Raw genomic sequence first — 23,100 nt, forward strand, 5'->3', positions numbered from 1 at the left:
GGTATCTGCAACGGCAAACAGTGAACTGGAACATTGAATTAGCGCAACATCTCTTGCGAAATTTCGATTGGTGTTGCGTCTCATGCAACACGATATGGCTGTGAGCATGGCGACAGACGCAATGCGAAATTGGAGCATCACAGATGGGAACTCTCGCAATCGACCGCAGCCGCACAGCGACAACACGCAATGGTGTGCAACTGGAATTCCGGGCGGTTACGCCCGAAGACGAACCGCTGCTGGAGGAATTCTTCGACAAGGTGAGCGACGAGGATCGCAGATTCCGTTTTCTCTCTGCGGTAGGTCACGTCGGGCATTACCTGCTCGAGCCCATGGTAACGGTCGATCATTTCCGCACGGAAGGCTTCCTGGCGTTCGATAGAGAGACGGGCATATTGGCCGGATTCGGAATGCTGGCCTGCGACAAGACAATGGACAGCGCTGAAGTGGCGATCTCGGTCCGGTCCGACTATCGCGGAAGAGGCGTAGGCTGGGCGATGCTGGATCTTCTTGCAGACGAAGCGGATCGACGCGGAGCGCGCGAAGTGATTGCGATCGAAGACCGCGAGAACCACGCAGCGATCGAGTTAGAACGAGAAAAGGGTTTCACGCCGCGCGCCATGGACGGGGACCCGCGCCTCGTGGTGTTGGCGAAATCCTTCCGCTAGCGAGCCACTGCTCGGAACGCCGTACTCAGGCAGGCTGACCAGCAAGAGAAAGGCCCGCTCCCTCGCTAGAGGGGCGGGCCTTCGATCATTTTCGCTGGCAGATTGTCAGATAGCCTGTCTCAGGCATCTTCCTCGCTACCGGCTTCTGTTTCGGCAGTTTCTTCAGCACGCTCTTCGAGCAGTTCGGCCGGAATTTCGCCCGGCTCGAGGTTCGGAGCGATACGGTTCGCTTCGGCCGCTTCCTCGATTTCCTTCTGCTCTTCTTCGAACAGCTGAGCAAGCACGTCGACGCCCTGGCTCTGCAGCTCGGCCTCATCGTCCGAACGGGCGACATTGGCCTTGACCGTCACATGCACCTCGGGGTGCAGAGCGATGGTCACGTCGTGCATGCCGATGGTCTTGATCGGATGACCCAGCACGACCTGCTTCTTGTCAATCTCGTGACCCTTTTCGGTAAGGCCGTTCACGATGTCGCGAACATTGACCGAGCCGTAAAGCTGGCCGGCGTTGGACGACGCGCGGATCAGAACGACCTCGGCGCCTGCAACCTTTTCGCCCTGCTTTTCGGCGACGGTACGCTTCTCGGCGTTTTCCTTTTCCAGGCGGTCGCGGTTCGCTTCGAAAACCTTCTTGTTGGCTTCGTTGGCGCGCAGGGCCTTTTTCTGCGGGAGCAGGAAATTGCGGGCGTAGCCGTCCTTCACGGTGACGACGTCACCGATCGTGCCCAGCTTCTCGATACGTTCGAGGAGGATGATATCCATGGTCTTTCTCCTCTTACTTCACGATGTAAGGCAGCAGGCCGATGTGCCGAGCGCGCTTGATGGCCTTGGCCAGCTCACGCTGCTTCTTGGCCGATACGGCGGTGATACGCGACGGCACGATCTTGCCGCGCTCGGACATGAAGCCCTGAAGCAGGCGCACGTCCTTGTAATCGATCTTCGGCGCATTCTTGCCAGCGAAGGGGCAAGACTTGCGGCGGCGGAAAAACGGGCGAGCCATCAGTCGTCTCCTCGATCCGAACGGCGCTTACGATCGCGCTCGTTCTTGCGCATCATCACCGAAGGGCCATCTTCATGCTCATCCACGCGGATGGTCATGTAGCGGATCACATCTTCGTTGATGCGGGTCTGGCGTTCCAGTTCCTCGACCACCGAGCCAGGGGCTTCGATGTTGAGGAGCACGAAATGCGCCTTGCGGTTGCGGTCGATCTTGTAGGCGAGGGACTTGAGGCCCCAGGTCTCCGTCTTGGTAACCTTGCCTTCATTCTGTTCGACGATTTCTGTGGCAGTTGCCGCAAGCGCGTCAACCTGGGCCTGGCTCAGGTCCTGACGCGCGAGAAAGATATGCTCGTAGAGAGCCATCTCGCTTCCTTTCACTTCCATGCCGATCGCTGGCTTGTCCCACACCGTGCGGGGGCCCCTCCGGCTTTCTTGTTTCCCCAGGTGAAACCTGAGGAAGGCGCGCACATAGCGGGAATCGCGGCGAATGCAAGGCTTGTCGTGCTGCGATGCTAGGGGCAAGGGAGGCCGGAAGACCTGCTGTGCTTAGGAGAAACGCGTGCCTGGTGGATTGGTTGCCCTGCTAGATGACGTTTCGGTGATCGCCCGAACAGCTGCGGCTTCGATCGACGATGTCAGCGTTGCCGCAGGCAAGGCCGGCACAAAGGCAGCCGGCGTAGTGATCGACGATGCGGCGGTTACGCCGAATTACGTCACCGGTCTCAGCCCCGCGCGTGAACTGCCGATTATCTGGAAAATCACAAAGGGCAGCCTGAAGAACAAGCTACTGATCCTGCTGCCGGGGGCCTTGCTGCTCAGCTGGTTCCTGCCTGTGGCGATCATCTTCCTTCTGATGCTCGGCGGGGCGTACCTTTCCTATGAAGGCGCCGAGAAGGTGATCGAGAAGCTTGGCGGAAAGCATCACGGCGAGACTCTCGAGGATCCAATCGAAGATCTTGAGGAGTTCGAACGCACACGGGTAAGCGGCGCAGTCCGCACCGACCTGATCCTCTCGGCAGAGATCATGGCGATTTCCCTGAACGAGATCGCAACGATGACGGACAGTTTCTGGGTCCGCGCAGCCGCGCTCGCCGCTGTGGGCATCGCAATAACGCTGCTGGTCTATGGAGCCGTCGCATTAATCGTGAAGATGGATGATGTCGGACTGCATCTGTGCGAGCGCGAAAATGGGCTGGCGAAGCGAGTGGGGACGATGTTGCTGCACGCCATGCCGCGGCTGCTCGTGGCTTTGTCGGCCATCGGTACAGTTGCCATGCTGTGGGTCGGCGGCGGGATCATTCTTCATGGGTTGGAGGAACTGGGGCTGACGTTACCGGCGGAATGGGCGCATGGAGTGCAGCACACAGTCGAGCATGCAACCGGCGCATTTGGCGGAGTGCTGGGCTGGGCGAGCTACGCGGGATTGTCGGCGCTTTTCGGGCTGTCGCTGGGGGCGGTGATCGCGTTCCTGCTGCACAAAGTGCTCAAGCTGGGCACGCATTGAGATGAGCGAAAAGCCGGTCCTCTATACCTGTTCAGGATCGCGTGGGTTTCGCGCCACCTGGGCAGCGGAAGAGGCCGGCGTCGAAATCGAACTGGAACTGCTGCCGTTCCCGCCTCGTTTCATGGCGATTGAGTATCTTGAGCGGAACCCGCTCGGCACCGTTCCGCTGTTGGTCGATGGGCCAGATGAAGGCGGCGTGCACATGACCGAGAGCTGCGCCATCGCGCATTACCTCGCAAGCAAGAACGGCTCGACCAATCTGGTGATTGCGCCAGGTGAACCGGATTATGCTTATTATCTTGACTTCACCTATCACGCCGACGCCACGATCACCTTTCCCCAAACCGTTTTCATGCGGTTTTCGCTGTTTGAGAAGGATAAGGGACTTGAGGAGGCTGGCCACGCCTACGCCAGATGGTTCTGGAAGCGTCTCGTAAAGCTCGAACAACGATTGATTGGGCGCGAGTACCTTTGCGGTGATCGGTTTACCGTTGCCGACATTTGTTGTGGCTATGCCCTGATCCTCGCGGAGAAGATTGGCCTGGACGAGGGTGTGCCGGATGCCCTCAAGGAATATCGCGCTCGCCTCAAACAGCGCGACGGATTCCGACGCGCAGAAGAACGTGAGTCAGCCGGACCAGCGGCGATTTAGTTCAGGCTCTCAAGAATTTGGCGCGCAAATGTGGTCAGCGTATCGTCGCGCGCGCCCATGATCGCGATCCTGTCGCCCGGCCGCGCCAGTTCGACGATGCGCGCGCCGCAATCCTCGCGCGAAGCGATATGTTCGGCTTTGCCGCCTGCTTCCTCGATCAATCCGATTATCCGCTCGGTTCCTTCGCTGCGATCGACCGTCCCGCCGAAATATACTGGATCGCACATGATGGTGATGTCGTCCGGCCCCAATTCGCGGGCGAAGACTTCCGCCAGTTCGTGCCCCATCTGGCGCAGCGGGCCATAGCCGTGAGGCTGGAAGAAAGCGATTACACGACCGGGTGAACTCTTGAGCGTACGCAGAGTTGCCGCGCATTTCTCCGGATTGTGCCCGAAGTCATCGATCACCGTAATGCCGCTGGGCGAAGTGCCGACAATGTCGAACCGGCGCGCAAGACCGGCAAAACTTCCAAGCGCCTCCACGGCCAGCGCTACAGGTACGCCCGCCGCCGCCGCACTCGCGATTGCCGCAAGGGCATTCGACAGATTGTGTCGCCCCGGCATGTTGAGCGTAAGGGCGTGCTCGTTCCCGTCGTGCCGGTCCACCACCAACGCGGCCTGTCGGATCGGACTTTCGGCAATACTACCGGGTACGATCCCGATCTGCGCTTTTTCTTGCTCGATCCCGAAGGTGATGACCTCCTTGGCGTGCGGCAGCAGGGCCAGCGCTTCGGCATCGTCGGCATTCAGTGCCGCGATCCGGCTACGGCCCAGATAATCGCCAAACAACTGGCGCAATTCCTCCATGCTCTTATGGTCGAGCGATACGTTGAGCAGCACTCCGACAGCCGGACGATAAAGCGCTATCGATCCGTCGCTTTCGTCCACTTCGCTTACGAAAATGCTCCGTCCACCCACCACCGCGCTAGCAATCGGGCGATCCTCGCTGATGAAGTTCTTCATCACCGCGCCGTTCATGATCGTGGGATCACGACCGGCAAAATGCATGATCCACCCCAGCATTCCGGTGACGGTCGATTTGCCGCTGGTGCCCGCAATGGCGACCCCGGCTCCGCTGGTGTTGAACAGGATCGAATTGAGTTCTGCACGGGTCATGCGCAGGCAATCAAGTTCCCTGGCGCGAACCATCTCGGGCACGGTGTCTTCTACCGCCGCGGAAGCGACAAGGATCTGCTCCTTGGAAGTGATACCACTGCCATCCTGCGGGAAAAGCGTGAATCCCTGCGCTTCCAGTGCCGCAAACTTCTCTGGCGAGCGCCCCTGATCCCGGCTCCGGTCCGATCCCGAAACCTGTGCACCGCGCCCTTTCAGTATCTGCGCCAATGGCAGCATACCAGAACCTCCGATACCGCAAAAAAAGAAGGGTCGGGCCAGCAGTTCATCATAGGTGGGGAATTCGCTCATGTGCGAACCGGTATTGAGTTGTGCCGCCAAGCACAAGCGGGCACAGTGACACCATGACCAGGATAGCCGTTTGTGCCCCTGCCACGCCGATCACACGCGAGCACGCCGATGCCGCGCAGAAGCTGGTGGCTGAAGAATTTCCCGAACATTCGATCACGTTTCACGAGCAATGCTTCCGCCAGGTCGGCCATTTCGCCGGAACTGACATTGAACGGCTCGAAGCGCTAATCGAGCTGGCGAACGATCCGGCGTATGACGCCGTGTGGTTTGCCAAGGGTGGCTACGGCTCCAACCGCATTACCGAAGCTGCCATCGCCAGGATGAATGCCGCAGCGCGATCCAAAACCTATGTCGGCTTCTCCGATTGCGGATATTTGCTCGCGGCTCTCTATCGCAATGGAGTGGGACAGCCTGTGCACGGCTCGATGCCCGTCAGCGCGCGGAGCGAACGCGGGCGAGAGGCCGTGCGGCGTGTGCTGCGCTGGTTCAGCGGCGATGGCAGCGGGCTTGAGCCCAGCCTGGACGGCAAGACGCCCGCAGTCGCGTTCAACCTCATCACGCTTGCCATGCTCACCAATACGCCGATGATGCCGGATTTGAGCGGCCATATCGTGATGGTCGAGGAGGTGAGCGAACATCTCTATTCGATCGACCGGCTGTTCTTCCACCTGGCGAACACTCTGCCGCGAATTGCCGGGCTGCGATTGGGCGCGGTGACAGATGTGCCCGAAAACTATGTTCCCTTTGGGCAAGAGGCGGAGGATATCGCGAAGTTCTGGTGCGATCGCGCAGGCTTTCCCTATCTTGGCCGAGCGGAGATCGGACACATGGCGGCTAACAGGATCGTGCCCTTCGGCCTTGCCAGCCCGTCGACCGCTGGTTAACCGCGCGCCAATTGGCTTGAGCCAGTTGAGGAGACATTCATGAGAGCATTCATCTTTCCGGGACAGGGCAGCCAGAAAGTCGGCATGGGAGCCGAACTGGCGGAGGCGAGCGCTGCGGCGCGCGAAGTGTTCGAGGAAGTGGACGATGCGCTTTCGCAGAAACTTTCGGCGATCATGCGCGAAGGGCCGGATGATCAGCTTACGCTGACCGAAAATGCTCAGCCAGCGATCATGGCTAATGCCATTGCCACCTTGCGCGTTCTCGAAGCAGACTTCGGCATAGCACTGGCGCAGCACGGCGCTTGTGTCGCGGGTCATTCACTCGGCGAGTATTCTGCGCTGTGCGCAGTTGGTGCGTTTTCACTGGGTGACACGGCGCGATTGCTCAAACTGCGCGGCCAGGCGATGCAGGCCGCCGTGCCCGTGGGAGAAGGGGCGATGGCGGCGCTGCTTGGTGCGGACATCGAGAAGGCTGCTGCACTCGCTTCCGCAGCCGCCGAAGGCGAGGTCTGCGACGTCGCCAATGACAATGATCCGACACAGGTGGTCCTTTCAGGTCACAAGGGCGCGATCGAACGGGCCGTCGCTCTGGTCAAGGACTATGAAATCAAGCGCGGCATCCTGCTGCCTGTTTCAGCGCCTTTCCACTGCTCGTTAATGCAGCCAGCAGCCGACCGCATGGCAGAAGCGCTCGCTGCGACGCCTCCCGGACAGTTCAGCCTGCCGGTCTATGCGAATGTAACCGCTGCCCGCGTGACGGACCCGGAGGAAGAACAGCATCTGCTGGTCGAACAGGTCACAGGCCGCGTGCGTTGGCGTGAAAGTGTGCAGGCCATGCGCGCGGATGGCGTGGAGCAATTCGTGGAACTTGGCGGCAAGGTACTCGGCCCGATGGTCGGTCGGATAGACCGTGATGCTGCAACTGTCAGCCTTATCACGATGGAAGAAATCGAAACGTTCGCCAAGGAGATCGGATGATGTACTCGCTTCAGGGAATGAATGCCCTCGTCACCGGTGCCAGCGGCGGGATTGGCTCGGCGATTTGCCGCGCGCTCGCCAAGCAGGGTGCCCGCCTGGCCATTTCCGGCTCTAACGCCTCCAAGCTTCGCTCCTTCCGCGAAGAGCTTAATGACCTGTTCGAACATGATCAGGGAGAGCACGTGGAGATCACCTGCGATCTATCCAACACCACTCAGGTAGAGGAGCTTATCCCCGCAACTGTCGATACGCTGGGCGGGATCGACATCCTGATCAACAATGCCGGCATCACGCGCGACAATCTGGCGATGCGGATGAAGGATGAGGAATGGGACGATGTGATCCGCATCAATCTTGAGGCTGCATTTCGCCTGATGCGCGCCTCTGCGCGTCCGATGATGAAGAATCGCTTCGGCCGGATCGTCACCATAACCAGCGTGGTCGGTGCGACAGGCAATCCCGGCCAGATGAATTATGCCGCCGCCAAGGCCGGCCTTGTAGGTATGACCAAGAGCTTCGCGCAGGAAGTGGCAAGTCGCGGGATCACCGCAAATTGCGTTGCGCCAGGCTTCATCCGTACCGCTATGACCGATCAATTGCCTGATGCGCAAAAGGAAGCGCTCAATGCCCGCATCCCGATGGGTCGCATGGGCGAGGGCGAGGATATCGGTGCTGCCGTGGCGTTCCTTGCTAGCCGCGAGGCGGGCTACATCACGGGCGAAACACTGCATGTGAACGGCGGGATGGCCATGCTGGGGTAGGGGCTGGCGCGAATTTCATGGTTTTCCCCAAGGAATCGAGCCGCACTTCCCAGCAAACTTGCCGCATGGGCCCTGCGCGCTAAGGTCAATTCCGAAATATCCGGCGTTACCGGGCGATTCCGGACGCAGATTGTCTAACAGGGACAAGAGTAGGTAGAGATGAAGGCCACAATCGAACGCGCGACGCTATTGCGCTGTCTCTCTCACGTTCAATCGGTGGTGGAACGCCGCAACACCATTCCGATCCTGTCAAACGTGCTGATCGAAGCGGGCGAGGGCGGGACGCTGAAGGTCATGGCGACTGACCTTGACCTGCAGGTGGTCGAGAACATGGCCGCCGCCTCTGTCGAGAGCCCCGGCGCGTTGACGGTCTCGGCCCATCTGCTGTTCGACATTGCGCGCAAACTGCCTGACGGGAGCCAGGTCAGCCTCGAGGCTGCCGACAACCGCCTGGAGATCAAGGCCGGGCGCAGCCGTTTTAAGCTGCCGACCTTGCCGCGGGACGACTTCCCTGTGATCGTCGAGGGAGACCTGCCCACCAGCTTCGAGATTCCGGCCAAAACGCTGGCGGAAATGATCGACCGCACGCGCTTCGCCATTTCGACCGAGGAAACGCGTTATTACCTTAACGGCATTTTCCTCCACGTTACCGACGATGACGAGCCGGTACTGAAGGCCGCTGCGACCGATGGCCACCGTCTCGCGCGCTTCACGCTCAAGCGGCCCGATGGTGCGGAAGGCATGCCGGACGTGATCGTGCCGCGCAAAGCCGTGGCAGAGCTTCGCAAACTGCTGGAAGAATCGCTCGATGGAAGCGTCCAGGTCGACCTGTCTGCCAGCAAAATCCGCTTCACGCTGGGCGGAGAAGGCGGGGTGGTACTTACCAGCAAGCTGATCGACGGCACATTCCCCGACTACAATCGCGTCATCCCGACCGGTAATGACAAGTTGCTCAAGGTCGATCCCAAGAGCTTCTTCGAAGGTGTTGACCGCGTTGCGACCATCGCCACCGAAAAGACCCGCGCAGTCAAGATGGGGCTCGATACGGACAAGGTCACGCTCTCTGTAACCTCGCCCGACAACGGCACAGCTGCGGAAGAACTGGCGGCGGATTACGGCTCCGAACCGCTCGAGATCGGCTTCAACGCCAATTACCTGAAGGACATTCTGAGCCAGATCGACAGCGATACGGTGGAACTGCATCTCGCCGATGCGGGCGCACCCACGCTGATCCGCAAGGACGAGAAATCGCCTGCTCTTTATGTCCTGATGCCAATGCGGGTTTAACCCACTCGCAATCGCTGGAACTAGCGGCTAGCGTGGGTTTCAAAAGGAGACCCAACGATGGCCAATCAGGTTCACGTTCGCAAGGATTCGCTAGATACCACTCAATTGGTCGAGGTTCCTGAACAGGAACTCGCCGAGGGTGCAGTACGGCTTGATATCGAGAGCTTCTCGGTCACTGCCAACAATGTCACCTATGCCGTGATCGGAGACGCATTCGGCTATTGGAACTTCTTCCCGGCACCAGACGGTTGGGGCGTGGTGCCGATGTGGGGCCATGCCAAGGTCATCGAAAGCAAATGCCCCGATATTGCGGTAGGCGAGCGGGTCTATGGCTATCTGCCGATGGCGAGCCAGCTAGATGTCGTGCCTGGCAGGGTCAGCGCGGGCAGCTTTGCAGACATGACCGAACATCGCCAGCCCATGAGCCCGATCTACAATCAGTACACCCGACTCGCGGCCGATCCTGAACATGACCCAGCACGCGAAGGCGAGCGGATGATTTTCGGGCCCCTGTTCAAAACGGGCTTTCTGATCGAATATTTCATGCGCGCGAATGACTGGTTCGGTGCAGAGCGCGTCGTCATCACCAGCGCTTCATCCAAGACTGCGATGGGGCTTGCCAGCGTGGTCAAGCAGCGATCGCCGCATATCGCGAGGGTCGGGCTGACATCCGCTGGCAATGTCGACTTCGTTCAAGCAAGCGGGCTTTACGACGTCGTGCTTGCTTACAATGCCGTGGAGATGCTTGTACAAGGGGCCAGCGTTTCGGTCGATTTTGCGGGCAATGCCGCGCTACTGAGGCAGATCCACGAAACGCTTGGCGACAATCTCAAATATTCCTGCCTGGTCGGTGCGACCCATGTCGAAGAGCGTGGTGCAGGGCTTCGGGCGGATCAGGGCCTGCCCGGGCCTACGCCGACGCTGTTCTTCGCCCCAGATCATGCAGTGGCGCTGTTCAAGGAAGTGGGCCCGGAAGAAGCGGGCAAGCAGATGGCTGAAAGCTGGCGCACCTTCCTGAAGGCGGCGGCGGGATCGATCAATATCCAACGCCTGAGCGGCCTTGAAGCGGCGCGTACGGCCTATCTCGAAACTTTGGGAGGCAAGATCGACCCGTCAATCGGGATCGTCATAGAACCCTGAGCTCACGTTCAGTCACAGCGGCTTATTCCGCGGCTTCGGCCAATTCGGCCGCCTGCGGGCCGCGGACCAGCACCCCCGGCGTCGCTCCGGTCCATTCGCCATTGCGGAAAGTGACCGTGCCCGCCTTGATTGTTGCGACATATCCCTCTGCTTTCTGCAGCAGACGCTTGCCGCCCGCAGGCAGGTCGAATGCGAGCCAGGGCTTGCCCAGCCTTAGATGTTCCAGATCGATCACGTTGAGATCGGCGAGATAGCCCGGCGTGATGATGCCGCGATCTTCTAGCCCATAGAGCCGGGCCGTATCGTTGCATTGGCGTTTGACGGCATTTTCGAGCGTAATCTTGCCGTTCGGGCGAACCGCCGCGCGCTTGCGGTCGCGCACCCAGTGCTGGAGCATGAAGGTGGGCGAAGCCGCATCGCAAATCGTCCCGCAATGCGCACCGCCATCTGACAACGAATTCACCGTATCATCTGAACGTTGCAGAGCTTCGAGGAAGTCGAGATTGCCATCGGCATAATTGAGGATCGGCAGGTAAATGAAGCCGGCGCCATCCTCGCTGCATAGCATGTCATAGGCATATTCCTGCGGCGAGACGCCTACCGCATCCGCGCGTGCCTGAACGCTCGCCTCGGCCGGCGGTTCATAGTCGAAATCCTCGTCCATCTCGAATTGCAGCGTCCAGCCCATGGCGATCGCCATCACCAGACCGCCAATATCCTTCGGGGCGCTGGAGAAGTCGTTGCTTTCAGCCAGCAGCTTCGCCTTGAATGCCGGATCGAGCAGCTTGGCTTTCTGCTCCTCCCAGGGAAGGTCCTCGATTGCGATCCAGCTCGGCCGAAAGCGGAACGGATGGACGGTGCCGCGCCACGCCATGACGATCCCGTTTCCGCGCAAGGCGATCTGCGCGACGATATTGGCGCCATTGTCGTTCTCGGCGCGCATGGTCGCAATCTGCTCGTCGAGCGGCAACTCCTTGGCGATGGATTGCAGCGCGGCGAATGTCACAGGCAAACCCGTTTCGCGGCTGAGCCTGCCCATCCATTCGAACTCGTTCCACTCGCGGTTGAGGTCGCTTGCCATCTCGAAGACGCCGTGGCCGGTGCGGGCCATTGCACGGCCGATCGAAACCAGTTCCTCAGCTGTCGCCGTGGTGCCAGGCACCAGCTCGCCATCGACCGATTTGTGGATCACGGTGCGCGAGGTGGAAAAGCCAAGCGCACCTGCGCGCACGCCTTCCTCCACGATCCGGCCCATCTCCTCGATGTCCTCATCGGTCGGGACCGCCCCCGGCTTCTCGCGATCGCCCAGCACATAGGCGCGCACGGCCCCGTGGGGGACATGGGTGCCGATATCGACTGTGCGCGGCATCTTTTCCAAAGCGTCGAGATATTCGGGGAAGGTCTCCCAGTCCCAGGTCATGCCTTCGGCCAGCGCCGTTCCTGGGATATCCTCCACCCCTTCCATCAGCCCGATCAGCCAGGCGTGGCGTTCGGGGTGGGCAGGGGCAAATCCCACGCCGCAATTGCCCATGATGACGGTTGTCACCCCGTGCCAGCTTGAAGGGGCCATTTCTGCATCCCAGGTCGCCTGGCCATCGTAATGCGTGTGGATATCGACAAAGCCGGGCGTCACAATCTTGCCCATGGCATCGATCTCTTCGGCCCCTTCGCCGGTAAACTTGCCGACGGCGGCGATGAGGCCGTCTTTTACCGCGACGTCGCCAAGGAACTTCTGATTGCCGGTTCCATCCACGATGGTTCCATTCCGGATGACCAGATCGAATGCAGGCATGTTCTCTCTCCACTCTCCGGGAGAGAAGGTTTCATATCAGGATGTAAGAGTCCAGCATGGAAGCGTTTGGCTGCGCGGGCAGCACTTGCTTCTATCGTCCAGCGCGGATCATCGCTTCGATATCGACGAACTTTTCCCGCGGGGCGCCTTCACGGGCAGCCTGTTCTTCGGCTTCTTCAATCTTCTTCCAGTCGCGGAAGGTCACGATATCGAGTCCGCGCGCTTCGGCCAGAGCATCGAATCCGGTCCGGCCTTGCTTGTCGCCACGACCCAAAATGCCACTATTGATATCTTCGACGACCTTCTCGATGATCGAAAATCCATCCGGCCGGTTGGTGCCGATCGTCCCGCTGGGGCCGCGCCGTGCCCATCCGACGCAATAGATGCCTGGCAGGATTCGCCCTTCGTCATTGGCGAAGCGTCCCATCCGGTCATCGAACGGTACATCGGGGATATGGGCGGTGTGATAGCCGATACAGGAGACGACGAGTTCGGCGGGGATATCGTAATATTCACCGGTTCCCTTTGCCCGACCTGTCTCGACAGTCGTGCGTTCGACGCGAACGCTGCCTACCGCTCCGTCCTTGCCTGAAAAGGAAACCGGGCTGGCGAAGAAGTCGATCTCGACCTCGATCGGTTTCTCGGCGTGGATGTTTTCCGGTATCGCGGCAAAGCTGCGCAAATGCGTGACCGATTTTCTCAGCCCCGGTTCGAGGATGAGATCCTCCTCTTCGTCAGGCAGATCTTCCTTGTCGACGCGCGGGCTTGCGCGTTCCAGGCAGGCCAGCTCGCCCAACTCCTTTGGCGTCATCATGATCTGGTGCGGGCCTCGCCGCCCGAGAATGGTAATCTTCTCGATCTTGCTCGCACGCAAAAGATCAAGCGCGTGTGAGACGATGTCCGCCCCTTCGAACTCGGCTTCGGTCTTGGCCAGAATCCGCGCTACGTCGAGTGCGACATTTCCCATGCCGATCACAACCGCGTGCTTGCCCAACAGCTTTGGATCGAGATCGGCGAACTGCGGATGGCCATTGTACCAGCCTACGAAGGCAGCGCTGCCAAAGATGTTGCCCAGTTCCTCGCCTTCGATGCCGAGCTTGCGGTCATGCGGCGCACCCGTGGCGATGACAATGGCGTCATAGAGAGATTGAAGCTCCGGGATGGTGATATGTTCACCGACCTTCACATTGCCAACGAAACGGACGTTCTCGGTTAGCGCGGTCTTCTCATAACGCCTTGAGACGCCCTTGATCGACTGATGGTCAGGTGCGACTCCCGTGCGGATGAGGCCATAGGGAACGGGGAGCATATCGAACACGTCGACACGGACATCATCACCCCATTGTTTCTGCGCCGCTTCCGCCGTGTAGTAACCTGCAGGGCCCGAACCGATGACCGCAATGTGCCGCATCTAAGTTTCCTCCCTCATGGCCATTCAATCTTCAGGCCGCTTTTGCCGCGCCGGGATCCCCCGGTTCCTCGTCAGGCTCATTCAGAAACCTGCGTATCGCGGCGACACAATCTTCGCTGTGGCTCATCAGGAACAGATGCCCACCACCTTCCAGAACGATCAACTCGCTATTCGGGATCAGCGAGTTAAGGATCGTGCCGTTTGCCAGCGGAACGATCTGGTCGTCATCGCCCATCAGGATCAACGTCGGCTTGCGCATGAAGGGCAGGGCAGGGGCGCTGGTCCAACCGAGCATGGCCAGAAGCTGATACATGTAGCCACGACGCGTCGGTGGCTTGAGACGATGAATGTGTTCCGCCTTGTCCTCAGCCTTGCCCAGTGCGCCGCCGTAGAGCGTCTGGAAGTGCTCTTCCATAAAGGCGGTATCGATATAGCGCCGCGGGTCAGCCATCTTCGATAATGCTGCCGGTTTGCCTGGAATCATCACCATCCCGGCGGTGGTCGCACACAGGATAAGACGCCGCGTGCGCGCGCCGTGCTGCAAGGCAAAGTGTTGCGCCATCGCGCCGCCCCAACTTACGCCCATCACATCGACCATATCCACGCCAAGCTTGTCCAGCAGCTGCGCTGTCGTCCAGGCCATGGTCACCGCGTTGTAGGGAACTACGGGTTCAGGCGAGCCGCCGACGCCCGGCATGTCGAACATGATGAATGCACGATCGTGCAACGCTTCTGCCAGCGGAGCGACCGCTTCGATATTGGCGCCGATACCGTTGAAAAACAGAACTGGAAGGTGATCGCTAGGCTCATCGAGACGCCAGGTGGCGACGCGCAAAGTCCTGCCGCCGACATTCTCCATGGTAATGTGCGCATCGCGCATCGCTTCGTCGAGCGCTTCATCCAGGATATCGGTCAAACGCGGCGTCCTCTTTTGCGACCCGATTGCGGGTTCTTCCTATCGTTCTTCCACTACGTAGAGACCGGGGGCCGGGTCCAGAGGCTTGTGCTCAGCATTCCCCAGCTGCTTTGGCGCGGGCTTTTGCTTGCCTGATCGCTTTTGCACCCATTCAAGCCAGAACGGCCACCAGCTTCCCTTGACCTCTTCAGTGCCCTTGAGCCACTCGTCGGCCGTCTCTGGCAGCTTGCCCTTCTTCTTCTGGACATAGAACTTCGCCTTGGGATTGCCCGGCGGATTGAGGATCGCCTGCATATGGCCCGATTGGCTCAGGACGTAGGTGATGTCTTTCGATCCGAAGAGCTGGGTCGAGCGATAGGTCGCCTTCCACGGGGTGATATGATCCGTGACGCCACCGACAATAAAGAGATCGGACTTGACCTTGCTAAGGTCGATCTTGTGGTTGGCCATCTCGACCTCGCCCTTCTTGGTGAAGGCCAGCGTTTCATAGATCGTCAGGAAGTCACCCATCAGGCTGGCTGAAAGGTTGGTTGCGTCGGAGTTCCAGTAGAGCACGTCAAACGCCGGTGGATCGGCACCCAACAGGTAATTGTTGATGACATAGTTCCAGATCAGGTCGTTGGGCCTGAGCCAGGCAAAACCACGCGCCAGGCTGTCGGCTTCAATGATGCCTTTCTTCTCGGCCCTCTGCCGCGCCAGTTTCATGCCGTTTTCCGAGACGAGCGAGCCGGCCTCGATATCGTTCTGCTGGGGATGCAGCACGCACACCATCAGCGTGAGCATGCCGAGCAGATCGCAATTTTCCGCAGCGAGCTTCGATGCGACGAGACTTGCGGTCTGGCCACCCGAGCAGGCGGCAGCGACATTGACCTTGTCGGATCCGGTAATCGCGCTGACAGCCTCCATCGCTTCCAGGCAGGAACTGACATAGTCGCTCATATCCCACGCGCCCTGTTCCTTCGATGGATTGCGCCAGGAAATGACGAAGGTCTGGATTCCGTTGTCGACCAGATATTTCACCACCGATTTCTCGGGCGAGAGATCGTTGATGTACATCTTGTTGATCTGCGGCGGGATGGTCAGTTGCGGGATCGCATAAACTTCTTCGGTTGTTGGCGCATACTGGACCAGCTCGAACATCTCCGTGCGGAGGACGACTGAGCCCTTTGAAGTCGCAATATTCTCGCCCAGCTTGAAGGGGCGCTTGTCCACCTGGCTGACCATGCCCTTGTTATGGACCATGTCATTATAGGCGTTCTTCAGCCCCTTGATCACCGACATCCCGCCGCTGTCGATCAGGCGCTTTTGAGCGGTTGGATTGCCTGCGAGCGTGTTGGTCGGGGCAAGACTGTCGATGATAATGTTGGTTATGAAATTTGCACGATCGCGCTCGAGATCGTCCAGTTCGAGTTCCTCGATCCAATTGCGCATACCCTTCTGGATCGCGAGGTAATATTGGGCGCCTGCCCGGAAAAATGGATTGTACTGCCAGGCGGGATCCATGAAGCGCTTGTCCTTGGGGTCGGGCGCAAGCTCCGACTTGCCTGTCATGATCTTGACCATGTCTTCGCCCATTGCCTGGGCGTGCTTCATCATGCGTTGTGGATCGGACGCGGTTTCACGCAGGAGCAGGGCCACGGCGCCCAACAGGTCTTCGCGTGCAATACCGACCAGTGGCCCCAGGGCCGAAGTCGATTGCGAGGCTTCATTCTCGAGTTTGGTTTCCTGAACCATTGCTTGCCCCTCTATTCGTATTGGCCGCCTGAACTTCGATGATACAAGGCCGACGCAAGACTTTGGCTCTTACGGCTCAGCATTGCAAGCATGTGCCGGCACTCAATTGAAAGATAAGGCTCTGAGACAAATTGCCTAATGCTTTCCATGGCCTACGACTGCGAACGTTATCTCTTTGGAAAGGTGTGGTGGTTAAGCGAAAGATTGAGTTTGTACCCAAAGGGAACAGACACGACGAAATGTCATCGGGTCGCACGAATGAAAAAGGCATTTATGGGCAGGAAGCAGGGGGGAGCTGGCGGCAGCCAGTCGCCCACTGGTTTTTGGCGTTCTCGCTTCAAGCGCCAAATCGCCCGCAAGGCAGAAATGCTCGACAGCTTCGAAAGCGCGGGCCTCGGCTGGTTCTGGTCAACGGACGCCCAGGGACGGATAACCTATCTTTCTGACAGCGCAATCGAGAGGCTGGGTTGGGCCGAGGAGGATGTTCTTGGCGCCGAGCTTGGCGATCTGTTCGAACTTGAGAATGACGAAGGAGACGAAGCGGGTAATCGCGGCGCGCGCCCGATCTCATTTCTGCTCCGTTCACGCAATTCGATCTCGAATCTGACCGTCCGCCCAGTCGATGCTTCCAGCGAAGTCTGGCTGCAATTGGCGGGAAAACCGCGCTTCGACAAAGCCGGCCGATTTTTAGGTTATCGTGGTAGCGCTAACGATTACACAGATACCAGAAACCGCGAGCGGGAAGCGACACGCCTTTCCCAGTTCGATCCGCTAACCGGCCTCGCAAATCGCCATCGCATCCGCACCAGGCTCAGCAAGGCCCTCGGGCAGAACCGCAACATGAAGCGAAACTGTTCGGTGCTGTTGCTAGGACTCGACCGTTTCAAGCATATCAATGACTCGCTGGGCCATCAGTCCGGCGACGAACTGCTCAAGCAGGTCGCGGCGCGGCTCAAGCGGCTCATCGACGAAAGAGGCGAGGTCGCCAGATTGAGTGGTGACGAGTTCCTCGTGACACTCCCGGATGTGGATGACCGTGGCGATCTCGGCGAGCTCGCCAATCAGATCATCCAGATGATCTCGCAGCCCTATTCGGTCGGTGGTTCGCGCGCGATCGTGGGTACCTCCATCGGTATCGCAAGTGCCCCCTATGACGGGATCGACACCGACGAACTGCTCAAGGCCGCAGATCTGGCACTCAATGCCGCCAAACAGACCCGTGCCAGCTACCGGTTCTATTCATCCGAACTGAAAGACGGGGCCAAGAGGCGCAGGGAAATCGAAGAAGATCTGCGCGACGCAATCGGCCGAAACGAACTGGCGATGCACTATCAGCCGATCGTTGATGCCAGCACTCACAAGCTGAAATGCCTGGAAGCACTGATGCGATGGGAACATCCCGTGCGTGGATCGGTCTCGCCCGGCCTGTTCATTCCCATTGCAGAAGAAGTCGGCCTCATCAAACTGTTGGGCGAATGGGCGCTCGGTGAAGCATGTCGCCAGGCCTGCGAATGGCCATCTGAATTGCGTGTCGCAGTCAATGTGTCGGCAGTCCAGTTCATGGCGGGGGATTTTCCCAAGGTCGTCGAGAACGCCCTGCAAGCCACAGGCATTGCGCCTTCGCGTCTGGAGCTGGAGATTACAGAGAGCGTATTCATGGGCGACCCGATGCAAGCGCAGCGGATCTTCGGAGAGCTCAAGGCACTGGGCGTGCGTCTGGCCTTGGACGACTTCGGCACGGGGTACAGCTCGCTGAGTTATCTGCGCAACGCGCCCTTCAACAAGATCAAGATCGATCAGAGTTTTGTGCGTGGTTCAACCGAACGCGACAACAACAACTCCGCCATAATCAGCTCGATTGTCAGCCTCGCGCAAGCATTGAGGATGGAAACCGTCGCCGAAGGCGTCGAGACCAAGGACGAGCTCGAACTGGTAACGAAGCTGGGTGCGAGTTCGTTGCAGGGAAGGCTGTTTTCCTTCGCAGTTTCGCAGGAAGAACTGCTTGAATACATTGGCGAAGGTAGCCTTACTTACGAACCAAGAGGACCGGAACGCTACCGGGCCGACCGCAGGACCGAATTCCGCAGGATCGGGCTGGTGCATGACGATCACCGCTACAGCGTCGTCTTGCGCAATCTTTCAAAGACCGGCGCATTGGTTGAGGGGCTGATGGACGTGCCTGTCGGCACGCAGATTGTCCTTGATCTTGGCGGAGGCCAGCTCGCAGTGGCCACCGTGCGCCGTTCATCCGGGTTCAGCCAGGGCGTGGAGTTCGAGACTCCGCTCATCAGCGATGGCGCGGACGGGTTGTGCACAAGGCACCGCGTTTCGCCATATCACATCGAAGCTGCGGGCAAACCACTCGCTTCCCTGCCTGACGATCCCTTTGCCGTCCTGAGAGGCGCAAAACCTGGGACTGAGCCGCAGATCAAGCCGAGAGCCTTCCGCCAGGCCGATCTGAGCGGTCACAAGGCCTGCGCAGCCTGAATTACCTGCAGAATTCAACTCGCCGCATTAGGCTAAAAGTAACCAACAGGGTTTACTCCTCAGATATCAGTGATCGCCCTGGGCATCACGGGTCTAAAGGAGAATAGCAGGGTGCCGCTCAAGGCTCTCTTGTCAGGTGGAGGTGAAGGTGGCCTTTTTGGGGGCCGCTCCAGAAGAGGTGCGCGCGTCGATGCGGCTGGCACCCTCTCTGATTCTGACAAGCTTGCAATGCTCGACGAACTGGAACGCTCTGGCCTTGGCTGGTTCTGGGCGACCGACGCCGAAGGCGCGTTGACCTATCTCAGTGGAGCCATCGCTGAACGCATTCATGTCCCGATGGAACAGCTGATCGGGCAGCCGCTCCAATCCGTATTCAAGGCAATCGACGGCAGTGGCCGAACAAAGTCCCTTTCGCTGAAGCTTGGCGCGCGCAAGTCCTTTTCGGGATTTGCAGTCGGTTCCGAGCTGGGTGAAAGCGATGTCGTGATCCGCCTTTCTGGCCGCCCAATGGTCTCGTCAAGTGGCAAGTTCCAGGGGTTCCGCGGCACGGGAACCGACATCACCGAAGAATATCGCCGCGAGGAAGAGACAGAACGGCTGGCGAAATATGACTCGCTTACCGGGCTCGCAAACCGCCATCGCATGGCGCAAATCATAGACTCGACACTGACCGCCTTTCGCAGTGCCAAGCGCAATTGTGCGATCATGATGCTCGATCTCGACCGTTTCAAGCAGGTCAACGATACGCTGGGCCATGCTGCGGGAGACGAGCTGCTCAAGGAGGTCGCGAACCGCCTGAAGCGCGCCGTGGAGATCGACTGCGAAATCGGGCGTCTGGGTGGCGACGAGTTCCAGATCATGCTTCCCGACATGGATGATCGCGGCAAGCTGGGCGAGATCGCATCCAAGATCATCGCGATGCTGACGCAGCCCTATTCGCTGGAAGAAGGCCGCTGCGTCATCGGCGGATCCGTTGGCATTGCTATTGCGCCGCACGACGGCGTCACGCGCGACGAAGTGGTCCGTTCTGCCGACCTGGCGCTCTATGCGGCCAAGAATGGCGGGCGTGGGCAGTACCGTTTCTACACAGGCGACCTCGAAAACGAGACAATCTTCCGCCGTCGGCTTGAAGGCGATCTTCTTGAAGCCATTCGCGAAGAACAATTGTTCCTGAAGTTCCAGCCTGTCGTGTCGGCCGATACACAGATCGTGACTACGCTTGAAGCGCTTGTGTGCTGGAACCATCCGCAACGTGGTGAAATAGACGAAGAGGAATTCCAGTCGATCGTTGAAGGCAGCAGCCTGTTGGTGGATGTGGGCGAATGGACGATCGCACAGGCATGCAAGGAAGCCAGCCAATGGCCGGAATCCTTGCGCGTTTCAGTCAATATCCCTTCCAGCCAGTTCATGGCGGATGGATTCGTCTCCTCGGTGTCCGCCGCGCTCGAAGCCAGCGACATCAGTCCGACCAGGCTCGAACTTGAGGTCAAGGAAACCGTATTCCTTGGCGATACCAATGTCGTGGACAAAACCCTGGCCGCTCTGTTCAAGCTAGGCGCCAGGCTGACTCTCGACGAGTTCGGGACAGGCTATTCCTCGCTTGGATATCTGCGCCGCGCCCCGTTCGACAATATCAAGATTGGCGACAACTTCTGCAGCGCCGCCATGGATCGCGACAGCCGCGATCTGGGTCTGGTCAAGGCGATCGTAGCGCTGGCCAAGGCGCTGGGCATGAACACTACGGCCACCGGGATCGAAAGCGTCGAGCTGGTCGATCAGCTACGCAAGGCGAATGTCGATTTTCTGCAGGGGGCGATCTATTCCGATCCGGTGTCCAGCAGCGACGTGTTGTCCGAACTTGCCAGTGGAGCGTGGGAGATCGAGCCGGGCAGCAGGGTCAAGCGTGCGCGACGCCGGACGGTCTATCGCAAGATCCAGGTCATCCATGACGATCATTCCTATGACGTCACACTCCGGAATCTTTCGAAGACCGGTGCATTCATCGAAGGCCTGCTCGATGTTCCGGTTGATACGCAGTTTGTCGTCGATCTGGGCGGCGGCCAGCTTGCCGTGGCTACTGTCACGCGCTCGCGTGGAGACACGCAGGGCCTCGAGTTCGAGACCCAGCTGATTGACGATGGGGCAGGGGGGTTGTGTACCCGCCACCGCGTATCACCCTATGAACTGGCGGCAGCCGGGGCACCGCTCGCAGCGCTTTCCACCGGGGATTACAAGGGTATGCAGGGCGGGATGCTCAACCCAGGTCAAAGCATTCCGAAGTTTTCTTACGCTCAATATCCGGCGAGCGATGCCGCCTGAAATATTGTGGCTGACATGAGAGACCGGTAGCGCTAATTGCGCGCGGGATGACCGATCTTTCCCACATCCGCAATTTCAGCATCATCGCGCATATCGACCATGGCAAGTCGACGCTGGCCGACCGGCTGATCCAGTTCACCGGCGGGCTGACCGACCGCGAGATGAGCGAGCAAGTCCTTGATAACATGGACATTGAGCGCGAACGCGGCATCACCATCAAGGCCCAGACCGTCCGCCTGAACTACACCGCGAAGGATGGCGAGACCTACGAGCTCAACCTGATGGACACGCCCGGCCATGTCGACTTCGCCTATGAAGTTTCGCGCAGCCTGGCCGCATGCGAAGGCGCGCTGCTGGTTGTCGACGCCGCACAGGGGGTCGAGGCGCAGACGCTCGCCAATGTCTATCAGTCGATCGAGCACGACCACGAAATCGTCCCCGTAATCAACAAGATCGACCTCCCCGCCGCCGAGCCGGAGCGCGTCAAGGAAGAGATCGAGGACATCATCGGCCTCGACGCCAGCGAAGCCGTCCTCACCAGCGCGAAATCGGGCATCGGCATCGAAGACGTGCTGGAGGCCGTCGTCGCCAAGATCCCGCCCCCCAGCGGCAATCGCGACGCGCCACTCACCGCCAGCCTGGTTGACAGCTGGTACGATCCCTATCTCGGCGTGGTCATCCTCGTCCGCGTGATCGACGGCGTCCTCAAAAAGGGCCTCCAGGTCCGCTTCATGCAGGGCGGCACGCAGCATCTGATCGACCGCGTCGGCTGCTTCACCCCCAAGCGCGTCGACCTGCCGGAGATCGGCCCGGGCGAAATCGGCTTCATCACCGCGCAGATCAAGGAGGTGGAGCAGGCCCGCGTGGGCGACACCATCACCACGGTGAAGGGCGGGGCGGACAAGCCGCTGCCCGGCTACAAGGAAGTGCAGCCGGTGGTCTTCTGCGGGCTGTTTCCGGTCGACGCGGCGGACTTCGAGAAACTGCGCGAGAGCATCGCCAAGCTGCGCCTCAACGACGCCAGCTTCTCATACGAGATGGAGACCAGCGCCGCGCTCGGCTTCGGCTTCCGCTGCGGCTTCCTCGGCCTGCTGCATCTCGAGATCATCCAGGAACGGCTCAGCCGCGAATATGATCTCGACCTCATCACCACCGCGCCATCGGTGGTCTATCGCATCCAGCTCAACAAATCGAAGACCGAGGATGCGAGGGAGATCCTGCTCCACAACCCGGCCGACTATCCCGATCCGAGCCGGATCGAGACCATCGAGGAACCGTGGATCAAGGCCGTGATCTACACGCCCGACGAATATCTCGGCGCCATCCTCAAGCTGTGCCAGGACCGGCGCGGCGTGCAGGTGGACCTCACCTATGTCGGCGGGCGGGCGCAGGTTACCTACGAACTGCCGCTCAACGAAGTGGTGTTCGATTTCTACGATAGGCTGAAGAGCATCAGCCGCGGCTATGCCAGCTTCGATTACGAGCAGATCGGGCTGCGCGAGGGCGACCTCGTCAAGATGAACATCCTCGTCAATAACGAGCCGGTCGATGCGCTGAGCCTGATCGTCCACCGCAATGTGGCGGAGGAGCGCGGCCGCGGCATGTGCGAGCGGCTGAAAGACCTCATCCCGCGGCACCTGTTCAAGATCCCGATCCAGGCCGCGATCGGCGGCAAGATCATCGCCCGCGAGACGATCGCCGCACTGCGCAAGGACGTGACGGCGAAATGCTATGGCGGGGATATTACTAGAAAAAAGAAACTCTTGGAAAAGCAGAAAAAAGGTAAAGCTAGGATGAGAGAGTACGGAAACGTCTCTATACCTCAGGAAGCTTTCATCGCTGCTTTGCGCATGGGCGAAGAATAGCTGCTGGATAAGCAGAGTGAGCGTTACGCTCGATCCGGGGGATCGAGCTGTCGCGCTCACGGGCAAGGCCCGGATGCGGGAGTATGGGAATGTTTCAATTCCGCAGGAGGCGTTTATCGCCGCGCTAAGGATGGGGGAGGAGTAGATCCTCCCTGAGCTTGCTCGGGGAGGGGGACCGCCGCGCGCAGCGCGGGGGTGGAAGGGCACCCTCGGCTAGCTCGACGCTATTTTGGTTTTACGCGAAGCATATCCTGAGGCTGTCGAAGGGACGCGAAGATGC

Annotated in this window: 19 protein-coding genes; 11 read left to right on the forward strand and 8 right to left on the reverse strand. The window is 59.5% G+C overall.

Going from position 1 to position 23,100, the window contains the following annotated elements; all coding sequences use genetic code 11:
• Positions 1 to 143: 143 nt before the first annotated feature.
• A complete protein-coding gene (locus ACQY6C_RS07940) occupies positions 144 to 668 on the forward strand; it encodes an N-acetyltransferase family protein (RefSeq protein ID WP_427967211.1) in 525 nt (174 codons plus the stop codon).
• A gap of 119 nt (positions 669 to 787) precedes the next feature.
• Here ACQY6C_RS07940 and rplI read toward each other — a convergent pair whose 3' ends face one another.
• Genes rplI through rpsF form a run of 3 tightly spaced genes read right to left on the reverse strand, consistent with a single transcriptional unit; the run spans position 788 to position 2,029 of the window.
• The gene (gene rplI / locus ACQY6C_RS07945; RefSeq protein ID WP_427967214.1) at positions 788 to 1,429 is read right to left on the reverse strand and encodes a 50S ribosomal protein L9; all 642 of its coding nucleotides are present in this window, start codon (positions 1,427 to 1,429) and stop codon (positions 788 to 790) included.
• A gap of 13 nt (positions 1,430 to 1,442) precedes the next feature.
• On the reverse strand, positions 1,443 to 1,667 hold the full coding sequence (gene rpsR / locus ACQY6C_RS07950; RefSeq protein ID WP_119511450.1) for a 30S ribosomal protein S18: 225 nt from the start codon (positions 1,665 to 1,667) through the stop codon (positions 1,443 to 1,445).
• On the reverse strand, positions 1,667 to 2,029 hold the full coding sequence (gene rpsF / locus ACQY6C_RS07955; protein ID WP_427967256.1) for a 30S ribosomal protein S6: 363 nt from the start codon (positions 2,027 to 2,029) through the stop codon (positions 1,667 to 1,669). The genes rpsR and rpsF overlap by 1 nt, the downstream gene beginning before the upstream one ends.
• A 196-nt stretch (positions 2,030 to 2,225) precedes the next feature.
• On the opposite strand from rpsF, the gene ACQY6C_RS07960 reads away from it, so the two are divergent.
• Together ACQY6C_RS07960 and ACQY6C_RS07965 are read left to right on the forward strand one after the other, a co-directional pair.
• The gene (locus ACQY6C_RS07960; RefSeq protein WP_427967217.1) at positions 2,226 to 3,170 is read left to right on the forward strand and encodes a DUF808 domain-containing protein; all 945 of its coding nucleotides are present in this window, start codon (positions 2,226 to 2,228) and stop codon (positions 3,168 to 3,170) included.
• A 1-nt stretch (position 3,171) separates the two neighbouring features.
• Entirely contained in the window at positions 3,172 to 3,822 is a 651-nt protein-coding gene (locus tag ACQY6C_RS07965; RefSeq protein ID WP_427967220.1) for a glutathione S-transferase family protein, read from the forward strand.
• On the opposite strand, the gene ACQY6C_RS07970 is transcribed toward ACQY6C_RS07965, so the two are convergent.
• Positions 3,819 to 5,246: a glutamate ligase domain-containing protein gene (locus tag ACQY6C_RS07970; protein ID WP_427967223.1), complete on the reverse strand. Its 1,428-nt coding sequence runs from the start codon at positions 5,244 to 5,246 to the stop codon at positions 3,819 to 3,821. The genes ACQY6C_RS07965 and ACQY6C_RS07970 overlap by 4 nt on opposite strands.
• A gap of 53 nt (positions 5,247 to 5,299) precedes the next feature.
• Between ACQY6C_RS07970 and ACQY6C_RS07975 the strand changes: the two genes are divergently transcribed.
• From ACQY6C_RS07975 to ACQY6C_RS07995, 5 genes are all read left to right on the forward strand, one after another.
• Positions 5,300 to 6,130: an LD-carboxypeptidase gene (locus ACQY6C_RS07975; RefSeq protein ID WP_427967226.1), complete on the forward strand. Its 831-nt coding sequence runs from the start codon at positions 5,300 to 5,302 to the stop codon at positions 6,128 to 6,130.
• Between the two features lie 39 nt (positions 6,131 to 6,169).
• Positions 6,170 to 7,108, forward strand: a complete 939-nt coding sequence (gene fabD, locus ACQY6C_RS07980) for an ACP S-malonyltransferase (RefSeq protein WP_427967228.1) — start codon at positions 6,170 to 6,172, stop codon at positions 7,106 to 7,108.
• On the forward strand, positions 7,108 to 7,869 hold the full coding sequence (gene fabG, locus ACQY6C_RS07985) for a 3-oxoacyl-[acyl-carrier-protein] reductase (RefSeq protein WP_427967259.1): 762 nt from the start codon (positions 7,108 to 7,110) through the stop codon (positions 7,867 to 7,869). Before fabD ends, fabG begins: the two co-directional genes overlap by 1 nt.
• A 159-nt stretch (positions 7,870 to 8,028) precedes the next feature.
• A complete protein-coding gene (dnaN, locus tag ACQY6C_RS07990) occupies positions 8,029 to 9,156 on the forward strand; it encodes a DNA polymerase III subunit beta (RefSeq protein WP_427967231.1) in 1,128 nt (375 codons plus the stop codon).
• Positions 9,157 to 9,213: 57 nt separating this feature from the next.
• Positions 9,214 to 10,296 (forward strand): DUF2855 family protein, encoded by a 1,083-nt coding sequence (locus tag ACQY6C_RS07995; RefSeq protein WP_427967233.1) that lies wholly within the window; start codon positions 9,214 to 9,216, stop codon positions 10,294 to 10,296.
• A gap of 22 nt (positions 10,297 to 10,318) precedes the next feature.
• On the opposite strand, the gene ACQY6C_RS08000 is transcribed toward ACQY6C_RS07995, so the two are convergent.
• From ACQY6C_RS08000 to ACQY6C_RS08015, 4 genes are all read right to left on the reverse strand, one after another.
• Positions 10,319 to 12,088 carry an N-acyl-D-amino-acid deacylase family protein gene (locus ACQY6C_RS08000; RefSeq protein ID WP_427967236.1) on the reverse strand — a complete coding sequence of 590 codons (1,770 nt, stop codon included), beginning with the start codon at positions 12,086 to 12,088 and terminating at the stop codon, positions 10,319 to 10,321.
• Positions 12,089 to 12,179: 91 nt separating this feature from the next.
• A complete protein-coding gene (locus ACQY6C_RS08005; protein WP_427967239.1) occupies positions 12,180 to 13,499 on the reverse strand; it encodes an FAD-dependent oxidoreductase in 1,320 nt (439 codons plus the stop codon).
• Positions 13,500 to 13,530: 31 nt separating this feature from the next.
• On the reverse strand, positions 13,531 to 14,415 hold the full coding sequence (locus ACQY6C_RS08010; RefSeq protein ID WP_427967242.1) for an alpha/beta fold hydrolase: 885 nt from the start codon (positions 14,413 to 14,415) through the stop codon (positions 13,531 to 13,533).
• 39 nt (positions 14,416 to 14,454) lie between these two features.
• A complete protein-coding gene (locus ACQY6C_RS08015) occupies positions 14,455 to 16,149 on the reverse strand; it encodes an alpha/beta fold hydrolase (protein ID WP_427967245.1) in 1,695 nt (564 codons plus the stop codon).
• A gap of 258 nt (positions 16,150 to 16,407) precedes the next feature.
• Here ACQY6C_RS08015 and ACQY6C_RS08020 point away from each other — a divergent pair, with 258 nt between their 5' ends.
• The 3 genes from ACQY6C_RS08020 to lepA all read left to right on the forward strand — a co-directional run bounded on the left by ACQY6C_RS08020 (position 16,408) and on the right by lepA (position 22,820).
• Positions 16,408 to 18,636: a putative bifunctional diguanylate cyclase/phosphodiesterase gene (locus tag ACQY6C_RS08020; RefSeq protein WP_427967248.1), complete on the forward strand. Its 2,229-nt coding sequence runs from the start codon at positions 16,408 to 16,410 to the stop codon at positions 18,634 to 18,636.
• A 228-nt stretch (positions 18,637 to 18,864) separates the two neighbouring features.
• Positions 18,865 to 20,955 carry a putative bifunctional diguanylate cyclase/phosphodiesterase gene (locus ACQY6C_RS08025; RefSeq protein ID WP_427967251.1) on the forward strand — a complete coding sequence of 697 codons (2,091 nt, stop codon included), beginning with the start codon at positions 18,865 to 18,867 and terminating at the stop codon, positions 20,953 to 20,955.
• A gap of 47 nt (positions 20,956 to 21,002) precedes the next feature.
• Positions 21,003 to 22,820: a translation elongation factor 4 gene (gene lepA, locus ACQY6C_RS08030; protein ID WP_427967254.1), complete on the forward strand. Its 1,818-nt coding sequence runs from the start codon at positions 21,003 to 21,005 to the stop codon at positions 22,818 to 22,820.
• Positions 22,821 to 23,100 lie beyond the last annotated feature (280 nt).

The sequence above is a fragment of the Altererythrobacter sp. genome (genome assembly GCF_050299635.1).
Lineage (GTDB): Bacteria > Pseudomonadota > Alphaproteobacteria > Sphingomonadales > Sphingomonadaceae > Erythrobacter.

Bases quoted from the DNA above. Each gene is read 5' to 3' on its own strand.
- ACQY6C_RS07940 (WP_427967211.1), top strand. From the start codon at position 144: ATGGGAACTCTCGCAATCGACCGCAGCCGCACAGCGACAACACGCAAT.
- rplI (WP_427967214.1), bottom strand. From the start codon at position 1,429: ATGGATATCATCCTCCTCGAACGTATCGAGAAGCTGGGCACGATCGGT.
- rpsR (WP_119511450.1), bottom strand. From the start codon at position 1,667: ATGGCTCGCCCGTTTTTCCGCCGCCGCAAGTCTTGCCCCTTCGCTGGC.
- rpsF (WP_427967256.1), bottom strand. From the start codon at position 2,029: ATGGCTCTCTACGAGCATATCTTTCTCGCGCGTCAGGACCTGAGCCAG.
- ACQY6C_RS07965 (WP_427967220.1), top strand. From the start codon at position 3,172: ATGAGCGAAAAGCCGGTCCTCTATACCTGTTCAGGATCGCGTGGGTTT.
- ACQY6C_RS07970 (WP_427967223.1), bottom strand. From the start codon at position 5,246: ATGAGCGAATTCCCCACCTATGATGAACTGCTGGCCCGACCCTTCTTT.
- ACQY6C_RS07975 (WP_427967226.1), top strand. From the start codon at position 5,300: ATGACCAGGATAGCCGTTTGTGCCCCTGCCACGCCGATCACACGCGAG.
- fabD (WP_427967228.1), top strand. From the start codon at position 6,170: ATGAGAGCATTCATCTTTCCGGGACAGGGCAGCCAGAAAGTCGGCATG.
- fabG (WP_427967259.1), top strand. From the start codon at position 7,108: ATGTACTCGCTTCAGGGAATGAATGCCCTCGTCACCGGTGCCAGCGGC.
- dnaN (WP_427967231.1), top strand. From the start codon at position 8,029: ATGAAGGCCACAATCGAACGCGCGACGCTATTGCGCTGTCTCTCTCAC.
- ACQY6C_RS07995 (WP_427967233.1), top strand. From the start codon at position 9,214: ATGGCCAATCAGGTTCACGTTCGCAAGGATTCGCTAGATACCACTCAA.
- ACQY6C_RS08000 (WP_427967236.1), bottom strand. From the start codon at position 12,088: ATGCCTGCATTCGATCTGGTCATCCGGAATGGAACCATCGTGGATGGA.
- ACQY6C_RS08005 (WP_427967239.1), bottom strand. From the start codon at position 13,499: ATGCGGCACATTGCGGTCATCGGTTCGGGCCCTGCAGGTTACTACACG.
- ACQY6C_RS08015 (WP_427967245.1), bottom strand. From the start codon at position 16,149: ATGGTTCAGGAAACCAAACTCGAGAATGAAGCCTCGCAATCGACTTCG.
- ACQY6C_RS08020 (WP_427967248.1), top strand. From the start codon at position 16,408: ATGAAAAAGGCATTTATGGGCAGGAAGCAGGGGGGAGCTGGCGGCAGC.
- ACQY6C_RS08025 (WP_427967251.1), top strand. From the start codon at position 18,865: ATGCTCGACGAACTGGAACGCTCTGGCCTTGGCTGGTTCTGGGCGACC.
- lepA (WP_427967254.1), top strand. From the start codon at position 21,003: ATGACCGATCTTTCCCACATCCGCAATTTCAGCATCATCGCGCATATC.